The following is a 12,941-nucleotide window of genomic DNA, read 5'->3' on the forward strand; positions in this document are numbered from 1 at the left end:
CTGAACGCGGGCGAGTTCGTCGACGCATTGCTCGCGATCATCGGCCCACAGGCCGGGCGCTACTGGTCGCATCTCGGCCCGGATCTGGTGCCCGAGGCCGCCGCCAACCACTGCTTCCACGTGTTCGGGGTGTACCCGTGGTCGCGGCTGCTGGGCCGCGGCGTCGACGAACATCCGATGGGTGTTTTGGATAACTGCCGGATCAACTGGGGCACAGTGCTTTCCCGTGACGGCGATGACGTGCAGGTGTCGTGCCAACACCTGATCTTGGACGGTGATGTGCTGGCGCTTTCCGAAGCATCGACGCGACGACTCGAGGTTTGGGCCGACGGCTACAGCGCGGTACCCGACGTGGCCGCCGGTGACGAGGTCGCGATCCACTGGGGCCGGTTGTGCGGGCGGCTGCGGCCCGAGCAGATCCGGGTACTAACCGATGCCACCACCCGGCAACTCGCGGTGACCAATCAACGGCTGGCGCGGGTCTAAGCCGACGGCGAACAGGGGCATAACCCAACCGGTGGCGACGCTGAGGCGGTTATGCCCGAATATCGCCCGGACGCTGACGCCTTGGATGCCTACTCGGCCGTGGTCACGGCGGTTGCGCAAACGGTGCTGCCCAGTGTGGCCAGCATCTCGGTGCGCAGCCGACGCGGCAATGGCGGCGGCAGCGCGAGCGTCATCACGTCCGACGGCTACTTGTTGACCAGCGCTCATGTCGTCGCCGGAACTCGGTCCGCGCAAGCGACGTTCGCCGACGGCAGCACGGTGGCGGTGGATATCACCGGTCGCGACGAGCTCTCCGACCTGGCCGTGCTGAAGGCGCGCGGTGCTGTTCCCGCGCCGGTGACGATGGGCCGCGCCGAGAATCTGCAAGTCGGACAACTCGTCGTCGCGATCGGCAATCCGCTCGGTCTGGCCGGCAGCGTCACGGCCGGCATCGTCTCCGGACTCGGACGCTCGCTACCTACAAAATCGGGTCGCGTTGTCGACGAAGTGATTCAGACCGATGCCGCGCTCAATCCGGGAAACAGCGGCGGCGTGCTAGCCGATGGGCGCGGACGGATGGTCGGGGTCAACACCGCGGTGGCCGGCGTCGGCCTCGGATTGGCGGTGCCGATCAACGCATCCACCCACAAGATCATCGCGGCGCTGATGCATACCGGCCGGGTGCGCCGCGCGTGGCTGGGCATCGCCGGTGCACACATTCCGGTGCCACCGGCGGCCGCCGCGAAACTCGGCACCACCCATGGCCTGCAGATCGCCAGCGTGGTCGCCGGCAGTCCGGCCGCCGAGGCGGGTCTGCGACGTGGCGACATCGTGCTCAGCATTGACGGTATGGACTTTAAGGGCCCCGTCACCGCCACCGCGATTCAGCGGCTGATGGTCGAAGACGCGATCGCGCGCCGAATCGAAATGACGGTGTGGCGCAACGGCGCGCTCGTCGACGTGTTCGTGGTGCCCCGCGAACTCGCCGACCGCTGAACGTATCGTGGTGCTCGATGACCGGCATTAGCGATCAACTTCGCGCGCAGACGGTGGAGACCACCCTCGGCACCGTGCGGGTTCAAATCGCGGGAACAGGCGCACCGATCATGTTTTGGCCGAGTTTGTTGATGACCGGCGACATGTGGCGTGGGGTAGCTGATGGTCTCCTCGCGCGCTCGCAGGTGGTCTTGGTCGACCCGCCGGGCCACGGTGGCAGTCAGCCCTTGACCGACATGTTCACCTTCGGTGACTGCGCCCGCTGTGTTGGCGACATCCTCGACGGCCTCGGCCTCGACCAAGCTCACTTTGTGGGCAACTCGTGGGGCGGCATGATCGGCGCGACGTTCGCCGCGACTCATCCGGATCGGATCGGCCGAGCGGTGCTGATGAACTGCACCGCGGGCCGCGCCGGTATCAGCCAAAAGCTTCGATACGCGATGTTGCTTCGACTAGCGCAATGGCACGGAGAGATAGGGCCGGCGCTTATTGGCTCGGTGCTGAAGGCATTCCTGGGGCCGACGACCTTTCGGGAGCGTCCCGACGTTGTCGCGCACGTCCGTTCAGCGGTGAAATCGGTCAATATCGCATCTGCCTCGTGGGCAGTGAAGAGCGTGGTCCCAGCCCGGCCCGACCAGCGGGCGTTATGCGCCGGCATCACGACACCGGTGCTCGTCGTCGCCGGCGCTGAAGACGCCACATTCCCACCGCGAGAAGCGATCACGATGGCCGATGCCATCCCCAACTCGTCGATCCGGGTGCTGGACGGGGTGGCTCACCTTGCCGGCCTGGAAAACCCCTCGTTGGTCAGCACGCTCGTCGACGAGTTCTGTTACCAATAGCGCGGTCAACCGCTCGGCGGTGTTGGGCCATGATGGCGATGTGGACGACGAATCTTTCGACCGGTTGGTCGGGATGCTGGACTACACGATGTTCGTGGTGACCACCCAAGCCGACGGTCAGCCGTCGGGTTGTCTGGTGGGCTTTGCCACCCAAACCAGCATGCGGCCCCCACGGTTTCTGGCCGGGCTGTCCAAGAACAACCACACCACTCGGGTGGCGGCGCGATCCGATCACCTGGCGGTGCACGTGCTGTCGCGCCGTCACATCGGCTTGGCCCACCTCTTCGGCGGCCAAACCGGCGACCAGGTCAACAAATTCGATCGCTGCTGCTGGCGCACCGGTCCGGAGGGCATGCCAATTCTCGACGACGCCGTGGCATGGTTCGTCGGCAAGACGCTGAAGCGTTTCGACCTCGGCGACCACATCGGTTACCTGTTGGAACCCGTCACCGGAAATGCCGCTGAGAGCTCCGACGATCTGGTCAGCTTTGCGGACGTCGCTGATATGGAGCCGGGCCACGAGGCCTGAACCGGCCTACGTTAATTGCTCGCCTCCTTCTCGTGCCGCTACGCGGCGCGCATCGTCGGCGAGCTAGGTCTTGTCCTCGTTGGCCCGCGGGAATCCGCCGCCGTGCGGGAAGAGCGGGAACACCACGTCATCGAGCTTCGCGGCGTCGCCGTTGGTCTTGTTGACCGTCGCCCCCCACACGTTCCCGTCCGGCGACATCCGCAGCGCCCAGGCGTGCCCGTGGGTGTCTTTACGCACGACGTCAGGCGGGCCGGTGACCGCGCCGGTTCCCTGCGCGAGGTGGACGGCCACCGTCTGCTTGGTGTTGACCAAGTTGACCAGCACGGTGCCGTCCAACGCCGCACAGCCGGCCACACCCGGGCGGTCCGGCCACGTCCACACCGTGGACACCTTCGAGTCCTTGGTAATGCGCTGCAACCGGTCGGCGGTGGGAGCGCGGTCGAGGACGTAGAGCGAGCCGTCGACCGGGTCGGTGCACAGTCCGCCGCCGGCGCCAATGCCACTGAGCGCTGTGGTGGGCGGTGCCTGGTTGAGCGTCGTCGGCTGCTCGATACGGATGACTTTGCCGGCCAACGATGCAGGATCGGCGGCCATCGCCGGGTTGCCGGCATCACCGGTGAGCACGACCAGCGTGGTGGGGCTGGTGAAGTGCAGCGCGCCGGTGTTGCCGGCGGCGCCTTTCGGAATCCCGGTCAAGATGTCTTTCGGGATATCGCCGTCGGCGATGCGGATAACCCGATTGTCGGTGGGCGTGCTGATGTAGGCGTACATCAGCCGGTCTTGTGAGTAGGTCGGCGAGAGCACGATGTCCATCAGGCCGCCGTCGCCGGACGGGTCGACCGGGATGACGGTCTTCACCTTCGGCTCGGCGCTGACCGACACCTCTTTGACGGCGCCGGTGGTCCGCTCGGCGACCAATGCCGACTTGCTGTCAGGCTGCATCAGCAGGCCGCTGGTGCTTTCCAGGCAGCCCTGCATCACCGCTGGTGCGGGGCACTGTTTGGGGAATGGCTTGTCAGGCAGCGGTGGTGGCGGGGGAGGCGTCGAACTTGGCGGCGCATGACGTTCGGGCTCCGTGGTGAACGGCTGCGACTGGGCATTGTTGAATTGCGCGCAACCGGCCAAAACCAGCAGCGTTGAGCAGAGCGCGGCCACCCCGCGCCGTCCCGACCACCGCGACCGCATAGCAGCCAGATTACGGATATGTCGGCTTGGCTGCCCGCGACGGGGTGCCGCGCGTCTTGAAGTGTTTGCCCGCAAACAAGGAGTCGCGCGCGGCGACACGCTAACCGGCACAGCGAAAGCGCCGCTCAAATCCCCAATTCGGGCCGAATTGCCCTTACCCTGACACCGTGACCAGTCAACCGAATGACTCACGTTGGCAGCGGCCGGAGGATTCCGCGGTGCCAACTCCCGTGAGGCCGGCCTCAGCGAGCCTGGTCGACCCGGAGGACGACCTGCCGTCAGCCACGTATGCAGGGGATTTCGAGACGACCGTGATCCCGCACTACGACTCCAGCGACTCCGGCAGTGTCCGTTCGTCGAGCTCAGGACACGGGGTGATGGGCGCCCATGAGCCGTTGCCCTACCAGCCGCAATCCACCGGCCGGCACTCGGCGTTCGGCGACGAGGAGATCGACGAGCATGAGCAGCCCGACGACGAGCGGGTGCGCGCCGCCCACCGCCGCGGCACACAGCATCTCGGTCTGCTGATCCTGCGGGTCGGCCTGGGGGCGGTATTCGTCGCGCACGGGCTGCAGAAGTTGTTCGGCTGGTGGGGCGGGCAAGGACTGAACGGATTCAAGAACTCGCTGTCCGATATCGGCTACCAGCACGCCGACATCCTCACCTACTGCGCCGCCGGCGGCGAGATTGCCGCCGGGGTACTGCTGGTGCTGGGGCTATTCACCCCGCTGGCCGCCGCGGGCGCGCTGGCCTACCTGATCAACAGCCTCCTTGCCGGGATGTCGGCCCAGCACCATGGGAAGTCGTGGCCGTTTTTCCTGCCGAACGGACACGAATACGAGATCACCCTGATCGTGATGGCCGCCGCCGTGATCCTGGTCGGGCCTGGACGCTACGGCTTCGACGCTGGTCGCGGTTGGGCGCGGCGGCCGTTTATCGGGTCTTTTGTGGCGCTGGTAGTGGGCATCGGTGCCGGCATCGCCGTGTGGGTGCTGCTCAACGGCGCCAACCCGGTGACCTGAGCCACGCTGACCCGGATCAGCTGTACGGGTTAGGCACTCGGCCGCCGCTGGCCTCGGTCAATTGCGGCAGGGTTGCGAAGGTGACCGCAGGCAACCGCAACTGGCCGCCATTTTTGAGCTGGGCGCGCGCCCAGGAGCCTTTGCTGAACCGCAGTCCGTCGATGTCTTCCCAGCGCACCGTGCGGCTGCCGAGCAGCGTACGCACCGTCACGCCATCTTGGTCGGCCTGCGTGCGAAGCCGAAAGATCAACGCCGACAAGACCACCGGAATGATCAGCAGCGGTGCGGTCACCGGCCAGGTCAAGACCGGCACCAGCAGCCCGAGAGCGAAAAAACCCACCGCGAAGTGGGCCATCGGTGAAATGTTGATCACCACCGGCGGTGTTTCCAGCGAATCTTTCGCCACACTGGCATCATGTCATCCCGCGAGCTTGCACTTCAGCGCTGCGGCTGTAGCGTGTGAAGCCAAATTTGACTGCTGACCTGTGCGGAGGCTACCGTCAACCGTTATGGACAGCCATGGAATGCTCGTAGTAATTGGTCGGCGCGTTGGTGGCTGATTAGCCCACGCCGGGATAGCTTTCGAGCACCAACGCGCAACCCTCGTGCAGCCGCTGAGCTGGCGGGGGTTTTTTGTTGTCAATGTTCGAAAACCAACAATGAAGACCTAAAGAGGAACCAGTGAGCGCTCCCACTACGCGACAGCAACAGCCGTCGCAACCCGTCAACGGCACCCGGGCCAAAGCAAAGACGCACGCGCCGCAACCTAAACACGTTGCGCCACAACAACTCACCGGCGCACAGTCGGTGATCAGGTCGTTGGAAGAGCTCGACGTCGACGTCATCTTCGGAATCCCGGGTGGCGCCGTATTACCGGTCTATGACCCGCTGTTCGACTCGCAGAAGCTGCGCCATGTGCTGGTTCGCCACGAGCAGGGCGCGGGCCACGCTGCCAGCGGCTACGCACACGCCACCGGGAGAGTCGGCGTCTGCATGGCCACCTCGGGTCCCGGTGCCACCAACTTGGTGACTCCGCTGGCCGACGCGCAGATGGACTCCGTCCCGGTGGTCGCCATCACCGGGCAGGTCGGCCGTGCGCTGATCGGGACCGACGCCTTCCAGGAGGCTGACATCTCCGGCATCACCATGCCGATCACCAAACACAACTTCCTGGTCCGCAACGGCGACGACATTCCCCGGGTGCTGGCCGAGGCCTTCCATATCGCGTCCACCGGACGGCCCGGGGCGGTGCTCGTCGACATCCCCAAAGACGTGCTGCAGGGCCAGTGCACGTTCAGCTGGCCGCCGCACATGGACCTGCCCTGCTATAAGCCGAACACCAAACCGCACAACCGTCAGATCCATGAGGCCGCCAAGTTGATCGCCGCCGCGCGTAAGCCGGTGCTCTACGTCGGTGGCGGCGTCATCCGCGGCGAGGCCACCGAGCAGCTGCGCGAATTGGCGGAGCTGACCGGCATTCCGGTGGTGACCACGCTGATGGCGCGCGGAGCGTTCCCGGACAGCCACCGGCAGCACCTGGGCATGCCGGGCATGCACGGCACGGTGGCCGCGGTGGCGGGGCTGCAGCGCAGCGACCTGTTGATCGCGCTGGGCACCCGTTTCGACGACCGGGTCACCGGGAAGCTCGACTCGTTCGCCCCCGAGGCCAAGGTCATCCATGCCGACATTGACCCAGCCGAGATCGGCAAGAACCGAAACGCCGACGTGCCGATCGTTGGTGACGTCAAAGCCGTCATCACCGATCTGATCGAGGCGCTGCGCCACGACAGGGGTACGAGCACCGCCGGAATCTCAGACATCGCCGCGTGGTGGGAGTACCTGGACGGGGTGCGCGCCACGTACCCGTTGAGCTACGGGCCGCAAAGCGACGGCAGCCTGAGCCCCGAGTATGTGATCGAGAAGCTGGGTGAGATCGCCGGCCCGGACGCCGTGTATGTCGCCGGTGTCGGTCAGCACCAGATGTGGGCCGCACAGTTCATCAAGTATGAAAAGCCGAGCACCTGGTTGAATTCCGGCGGGCTGGGCACCATGGGTTTCGCCATCCCGGCGGCCATGGGCGCCAAGATCGCTTGCCCGGACGCAGAAGTGTGGGCAATCGACGGCGATGGCTGCTTTCAGATGACGAACCAGGAATTGGCCACCTGCGCGATCGAGGGCGCGCCGATCAAGGTGGCGTTGATCAACAACGGCAGCCTGGGCATGGTGCGGCAATGGCAGTCGCTGTTTTATCAGGAGCGCTATTCACAGACCGACCTGGGCACCCACTCGCACCGTATCCCGGACTTCGTCAAGTTGGCCGAGGCGCTGGGCTGTGTCGGATTACGTTGCGAGCGTGCAGAAGACGTCGTCGACGTCATCAACCAGGCACGAGCGATCAACGACCGACCGGTGGTGATCGACTTCATCGTCGGTGCCGACGCCCAGGTCTGGCCGATGGTTGCCGCCGGAACCAGCAATGACGAGATACAGGCCGCCCGCGGCATTCGCCCGCTTTTCGACGACGAATCCGAAGGACACGCCTAATGGTCGGATCGACAAAGACGCACACGTTGTCGGTGCTGGTCGAAGACAAACCCGGTGTGCTCGCCCGGGTGGCTGCGCTGTTCTCGCGGCGCGGGTTCAACATCGAATCGCTTGCGGTCGGGGCCACCGAGCAGAAAGACATGTCGCGGATGACGATCGTCGTCTCCGCCGAGGAAACACCGCTCGAGCAGATCACCAAGCAACTCAACAAGCTCATCAACGTCATCAAGATCATCGAGCAGGACGACGAAAAGTCGGTGGCCCGGGAGTTGGCGCTGATCAAGGTGCGGGCCGATGCCGGCACCCGCAGCCAGGTCATTGAGGCGGTGAACCTGTTCCGCGCGAAGGTGATTGACGTGTCGCCGGAGTCGTTGACCATCGAAGCCACTGGCGACCGCGGCAAAATCGAGGCGCTGCTGCGGGTACTCGAGCCCTTCGGTATCCGCGAAATCGTCCAATCGGGAGTGGTGTCGTTGTCCCGCGGGCCACGCGGCATCGGCACGGCCAAATAATCAGTCGAATAACAAACGCTAATTCGAAAGCCTAGAAAAAAAGGAGACATTCACGTGGCATCACAGGCGTTGGAGATGTTCTACGACGACGATGCGGACCTGTCGATCATCCAGGGCCGCAAGGTCGGCGTCATTGGGTACGGCAGCCAGGGGCACGCGCATTCGCTGAGCCTGCGCGATTCCGGGGTCCAGGTTCGCGTCGGGCTCAAGGACGGCTCGAAGTCCCGCGCCAAGGTCGAGGAGCAGGGCCTCGACGTTGGCACGCCCGCCGAGGTGGCCAAGTGGGCCGACGTCATCATGTTGCTGGCCCCCGACACCGCCCAGGCGGACATCTTCAAAAACGACATCGAGCCGAACCTGAAGTCTGGTGACGCACTGTTTTTCGGCCACGGCCTCAACATCCACTTTGACTTGATCAAGCCGCCCGGCGACGTCACCGTGGCGATGGTCGCCCCGAAGGGCCCCGGGCACTTGGTTCGTCGGCAGTTTGTCGACGGCAAGGGTGTGCCGTGTCTGATCGCCGTCGACCAAGACCCGACCGGTAACGGCGAAGCGCTGGCGCTGTCCTACGCCAAAGGCATTGGCGGCACCCGCGCCGGCGTCATCAAGACGACCTTCAAAGACGAGACGGAAACCGATCTATTCGGTGAGCAGGCCGTATTGTGCGGTGGCACCGAGGAATTGGTGAAGACCGGCTTCGATGTGATGGTCGAGGCGGGCTATCCGCCGGAGATGGACTACTTCGAGGTGCTGCACGAGCTCAAGCTCATCGTCGACCTGATGTACGAGGGCGGCATCGCCCGGATGAACTACTCGGTGTCCGACACCGCTGAGTTCGGCGGATACCTGTCGGGCCCGCGAGTGATCGACGCCGACACCAAGGACCGGATGCGCAGCATCCTGCGCGACATTCAGGACGGCAGCTTCGTGAAGAAGCTGGTCGCCAACGTCGACGGCGGCAACAAGCAGCTCGAGCAGTTGCGCAAAGAAAACGCGGAGCATCCCATCGAGGTCGTCGGCAAGAAGCTACGTGATCTGATGAGCTGGGTGGACCGCCCGATCACCGAAACGGCGTAACTTCTGACGCCGAGCGTGAAGCTGTTGCGAATCCACCTGGCGAAATCTCGCAACAGCTTCACGTTCGGCACATTCGGCGTGCAATCAATCGCGCCAACCCAGCTCTGCAAGCTCGTGAGCATGCGACCGCGCCCAGATGGCCTCCTCGCCGAGACTGGGCAGGATCATCCCGCCTTCCATCCTGGAGGAGGCATCGACCTCGTCGAGGGATCCGGCAGGGACGAGGCATTGATAGAGCGGCAGGGCTCCTGCTTTACGACGTGAGCCGGTCGGCGAACGACACCACCCGGCGTGCCAAGTGGTCAAGGGCGTTGTCAGTGGCTTGGTCGGATTCGGAGTCGAACTCGTGGATGTTGTCGTGGGTGGCGAGCAGGCTAACCCCATACGGATTGCCGTCGACGAACTTGCACGGATCGGTGTACCCCGGTGCCACGATGATGCCGCCCCAATGGATCAGCGTGATGTAGAGAGCCAGCAGGGTGGTCTCCTGCCCACCATGAACGGTGTTGGACGACGTGAACGCCGCGTACACCTTGTCGGCCAGCCTGCCTTCGGCCCACAGCCCGCCCAGTGAGTCGATGAATGTGCGCAATTGCGCTGCGGGCGAGCCGAATCGAGTGGGTGAGCCGAAGATCACTGCGTCCGCCCAAACGACGTCGTCGCTGGTGGCTGCGGGGAGATCTTTGGTGGCTTCGTAGTTCGCCGTCCAGGCCGGGTTGTGGGCGAACGATGCCGGGTCCTGGGTTTCGGCGACGTGTCGCACCCGGACCTCGGCGCCCGCGGTCTCTGCCGCCGCCGCGACGCGTTGTGCCATCGTCGTGCCATGACCTGTGGCGGAGTAGTAGATGATTGCGAGTTTCGTCACGCGATCATCGTAGGGCGTGCGGGCGATGCTGAACTGCATCGCTACGCCCGGCTTCGCCGCGCTTGCGATCGCCGCTTAGGCTGGCCGGGTGAGCCTGCCTGTTGTTCTGATCGCTGACAAACTTGCCGAATCAACCGTCGCCGCGCTGGGCGACGAAATCGAAGTGCGCTGGGTCGACGGCCCGGACCGGGAAAAGCTGCTGGCCGCGGTGCCTGAGGCCGATGCGCTGCTGGTGCGCTCGGCCACTACCGTCGACGCCGAAGTGTTGGCGGCCGCACCCAAGCTGAAGATTGTCGCCCGCGCCGGCGTGGGGCTGGACAACGTCGACGTCGAGAGCGCCACCGAACGCGGTGTGCTGGTTGTCAATGCCCCGACGTCGAACATCCACAGCGCCGCCGAGCATGCGTTGGCGCTGCTGCTGTCCGCCGCGCGCCAGATTCCCCCGGCCGACGCGTCGCTGCGCGAGCACACCTGGAAGAGGTCGTCGTTCTCGGGCACCGAAATTTTCGGCAAGACTGTCGGGGTGGTCGGGCTGGGCCGCATCGGGCAGTTGGTGGCGCAGCGGTTAGCGGCTTTCGAGACCCACATCGTGGCCTACGACCCGTACGTGTCGCCGGCACGCGCCGCCCAGCTGGGTATCGAACTGCTTCCGCTTGACGAGCTGCTGGCCCGTGCCGACTTCATCTCTGTGCATCTGCCCAAAACGCCTGAGACAGCGGGTCTCATCGACAAGGACGCGCTGGCTAAAACCAAGCCCGGGGTGGTCATCGTCAACGCCGCCCGCGGCGGGCTGGTCGACGAGGCCGCGCTGGCCGACGCAGTAACCAGCGGACATGTTCGGGCCGCGGGCATCGACGTGTTCTCCACCGAGCCGTGCACCGACAGTCCGCTGTTCGACCTGCCGCAAGTGGTGGTCACCCCGCACCTCGGCGCCTCGACCGAGGAGGCTCAGGACCGCGCCGGCACCGACGTGGCCGCCAGCGTGAAGTTGGCGTTGGCCGGGGAGTTCGTTCCCGACGCGGTCAACGTCGGTGGCGGCGTAGTCAGCGAGGAGGTGTCACCCTGGCTGGACTTGGTGCGCAAGCTCGGTGTGCTGGTGGGTGCGCTCACCGACGAGCTGCCGGTGTCACTGTCGGTACAGGTACGCGGCGAGTTGGCCGGCGAAGACGTTGAGGTCCTTCGGCTTTCGGCGCTGCGCGGCCTGTTCTCCGCGGTTATCGAGGATCAGGTGACGTTCGTCAACGCCCGGGCGATCGCTGAAGAACGCGGCGTCGCAGCCGATCTCAGTACGGCCACCGAAAGCCCCAACCACCGTAGCGTTGTCGACGTGCGAGCGGTGGCTTCCGACGGTTCGGTCGTCAACGTCGCCGGCACGTTGTCCGGACCCCAGCAGGTGGAAAAGATCGTGCAGATCAACGGCCGCAACTTCGACCTGCGCGCCCAGGGCACCAACCTGGTCATCAACTATGTCGATCAGCCCGGGGCGTTGGGCAAGATCGGCACCCTGCTCGGTACCGCCGGGGTCAACATCCACGCCGCTCAGCTGTCCGAAGACACCGAAGGACCGAGCGCGACGATCCTGCTGCGCCTGGACCGCGACGTGCCCGCCGACGTGCGGTCGGCGATCGGCGCTGCCGTCAGCGCGAACAAACTCGAAGTGGTTGACTTGTCATGAAATTGGCGGTTATCGCCGGCGACGGCATCGGTCCTGAGGTCATCGCCGAAGCGGTCAAGGTGCTCGACGCGGTGCTGCCCGGCGTCGAGAAGACCGATTACGACCTGGGGGCGCGCCGGTTCCACGCGACGGGTGAAGTACTGCCCGAGACGGCAGTTGCCGAGCTGCGGGCACATGATGCGATTCTGCTTGGGGCTATTGGAGATCCATCGGTGCCCAGCGGCGTGCTCGAACGGGGTTTGCTGCTACGGCTGCGCTTCGAGCTGGACCACCACGTCAACCTGCGTCCAGCACGGCTGTATCCGGGCGTGCGCAGCCCGCTAGCGGGTGACCTCAACATCGATTTCGTGGTGGTCCGCGAGGGCACCGAAGGTCCGTACACTGGAACCGGTGGCGTAATTCGGGCCGGCACCGCCCACGAGGTAGCCACCGAGGTCAGTATCAACACAGCGTTCGGTGTTCGCCGCGTCGTGCAAGACGCGTTCGAGCGGGCGACACAGCGCCGCAAGCATCTGACCCTGGTGCACAAGACGAACGTGCTGACGTTCGCTGGGTCGCTGTGGTCTCGGACCGTGCAGGAAATCGGCGAGAAGTATCCAGACGTCGAGGTGGCCTATCAGCACGTCGACGCCGCGACCATCCACCTGGTCACCGATCCGGGCCGGTTCGACGTAATCGTCACCGACAACCTATTCGGCGACATCATCACGGATCTGGCCGCCGCGGTATGCGGAGGCATCGGGCTGGCTGCTAGTGGCAATATCGACGCCACCCGGACCAACCCGTCGATGTTCGAGCCGGTGCACGGCAGCGCGCCCGACATCGCGGGCAAGTCCAAGGCCGACCCGACCGCGGCGATCTTGTCGGCGGCGATGCTCGCCTCGCATCTGGGCATGTCGGCCGCCGCGGCGAAGATCGAGCAGGCGGTCGCGGACGACATCATCGAGCGCCAGGGTCAGTGGCAGGCGCGCACTACGGTGGAGGTCGGCGACGACATCGCCGACCGAGTATCCGGATAGCGGCACACATCCGACATATCTAGATACTGCCTGAGAAAGGAACGATCAGTGATGACCACCAGCCCCGCCACCGAGATCGAATTCGAGATCCACCCGTCCCAGACGCGGGTGCCAGCCGCCGAACGCGAGCGGATACTGGCGGACCCGGGGTTCGGCCAGGTCTTCACCGATCACATGATTACCCTGCGC

The 12,941-nt window shown here is 65.2% G+C and carries 13 protein-coding genes; 10 read left to right on the forward strand and 3 right to left on the reverse strand.

The annotated features are described in order from the left end of the window. The 4 genes from WAN71_RS05420 to WAN71_RS05435 all read left to right on the forward strand — a co-directional run. The coding region (locus tag WAN71_RS05420; RefSeq protein WP_422224350.1) for a DUF6390 family protein at positions 1–486 on the forward strand (486 nt) is incomplete at its 5' end. 51 nt (positions 487–537) lie between these two features. Further along, entirely contained in the window at positions 538–1,482 is a 945-nt protein-coding gene (locus WAN71_RS05425) for a S1C family serine protease (RefSeq protein ID WP_422224351.1), read from the forward strand. A 17-nt stretch (positions 1,483–1,499) separates the two neighbouring features. Beyond that, on the forward strand, positions 1,500–2,324 hold the full coding sequence (locus WAN71_RS05430) for an alpha/beta fold hydrolase (RefSeq protein WP_422224352.1): 825 nt from the start codon (positions 1,500–1,502) through the stop codon (positions 2,322–2,324). Positions 2,325–2,397: 73 nt separating this feature from the next. Continuing rightward, positions 2,398–2,853, forward strand: a complete 456-nt coding sequence (locus WAN71_RS05435) for a flavin reductase family protein (protein ID WP_422224360.1) — start codon at positions 2,398–2,400, stop codon at positions 2,851–2,853. Positions 2,854–2,916: 63 nt separating this feature from the next. Here WAN71_RS05435 and WAN71_RS05440 read toward each other — a convergent pair whose 3' ends face one another. Next, the gene (locus WAN71_RS05440) at positions 2,917–4,038 is read right to left on the reverse strand and encodes a PQQ-dependent sugar dehydrogenase (RefSeq protein ID WP_422224353.1); all 1,122 of its coding nucleotides are present in this window, start codon (positions 4,036–4,038) and stop codon (positions 2,917–2,919) included. A gap of 167 nt (positions 4,039–4,205) precedes the next feature. On the opposite strand from WAN71_RS05440, the gene WAN71_RS05445 reads away from it, so the two are divergent. Next, complete coding sequence (locus WAN71_RS05445; RefSeq protein ID WP_422224354.1) at positions 4,206–5,060, forward strand: DoxX family protein; 855 nt, start codon at positions 4,206–4,208, stop codon at positions 5,058–5,060. A 16-nt stretch (positions 5,061–5,076) separates the two neighbouring features. Here WAN71_RS05445 and WAN71_RS05450 read toward each other — a convergent pair whose 3' ends face one another. Further along, positions 5,077–5,415, reverse strand: a complete 339-nt coding sequence (locus WAN71_RS05450; protein WP_422224361.1) for a PH domain-containing protein — start codon at positions 5,413–5,415, stop codon at positions 5,077–5,079. Positions 5,416–5,741: 326 nt separating this feature from the next. Here WAN71_RS05450 and WAN71_RS05455 point away from each other — a divergent pair, with 326 nt between their 5' ends. The 3 genes from WAN71_RS05455 to ilvC all read left to right on the forward strand — a co-directional run bounded on the left by WAN71_RS05455 (position 5,742) and on the right by ilvC (position 9,193). Beyond that, positions 5,742–7,604 carry an acetolactate synthase large subunit gene (locus tag WAN71_RS05455; protein WP_422224355.1) on the forward strand — a complete coding sequence of 621 codons (1,863 nt, stop codon included), beginning with the start codon at positions 5,742–5,744 and terminating at the stop codon, positions 7,602–7,604. Then, a complete protein-coding gene (gene ilvN, locus WAN71_RS05460; protein WP_422224356.1) occupies positions 7,604–8,116 on the forward strand; it encodes an acetolactate synthase small subunit in 513 nt (170 codons plus the stop codon). The genes WAN71_RS05455 and ilvN overlap by 1 nt, the downstream gene beginning before the upstream one ends. A 75-nt stretch (positions 8,117–8,191) precedes the next feature. Then, complete coding sequence (gene ilvC / locus WAN71_RS05465; RefSeq protein ID WP_422224362.1) at positions 8,192–9,193, forward strand: ketol-acid reductoisomerase; 1,002 nt, start codon at positions 8,192–8,194, stop codon at positions 9,191–9,193. Positions 9,194–9,446: 253 nt separating this feature from the next. Here ilvC and wrbA read toward each other — a convergent pair whose 3' ends face one another. After that, positions 9,447–10,058: an NAD(P)H:quinone oxidoreductase gene (gene wrbA, locus WAN71_RS05470; RefSeq protein WP_422224357.1), complete on the reverse strand. Its 612-nt coding sequence runs from the start codon at positions 10,056–10,058 to the stop codon at positions 9,447–9,449. Positions 10,059–10,146: 88 nt separating this feature from the next. On the opposite strand from wrbA, the gene serA reads away from it, so the two are divergent. After that, positions 10,147–11,733, forward strand: a complete 1,587-nt coding sequence (gene serA, locus WAN71_RS05475) for a phosphoglycerate dehydrogenase (protein ID WP_422224358.1) — start codon at positions 10,147–10,149, stop codon at positions 11,731–11,733. After that, a complete protein-coding gene (locus WAN71_RS05480; protein ID WP_422224359.1) occupies positions 11,730–12,752 on the forward strand; it encodes a 3-isopropylmalate dehydrogenase in 1,023 nt (340 codons plus the stop codon). The genes serA and WAN71_RS05480 overlap by 4 nt, the downstream gene beginning before the upstream one ends. Positions 12,753–12,941: the final 189 nt, after the last annotated feature.

Source organism: Mycobacterium sp., from assembly GCF_049280035.1.
Taxonomy (GTDB): Bacteria; Actinomycetota; Actinomycetes; order Mycobacteriales; family Mycobacteriaceae; genus Mycobacterium.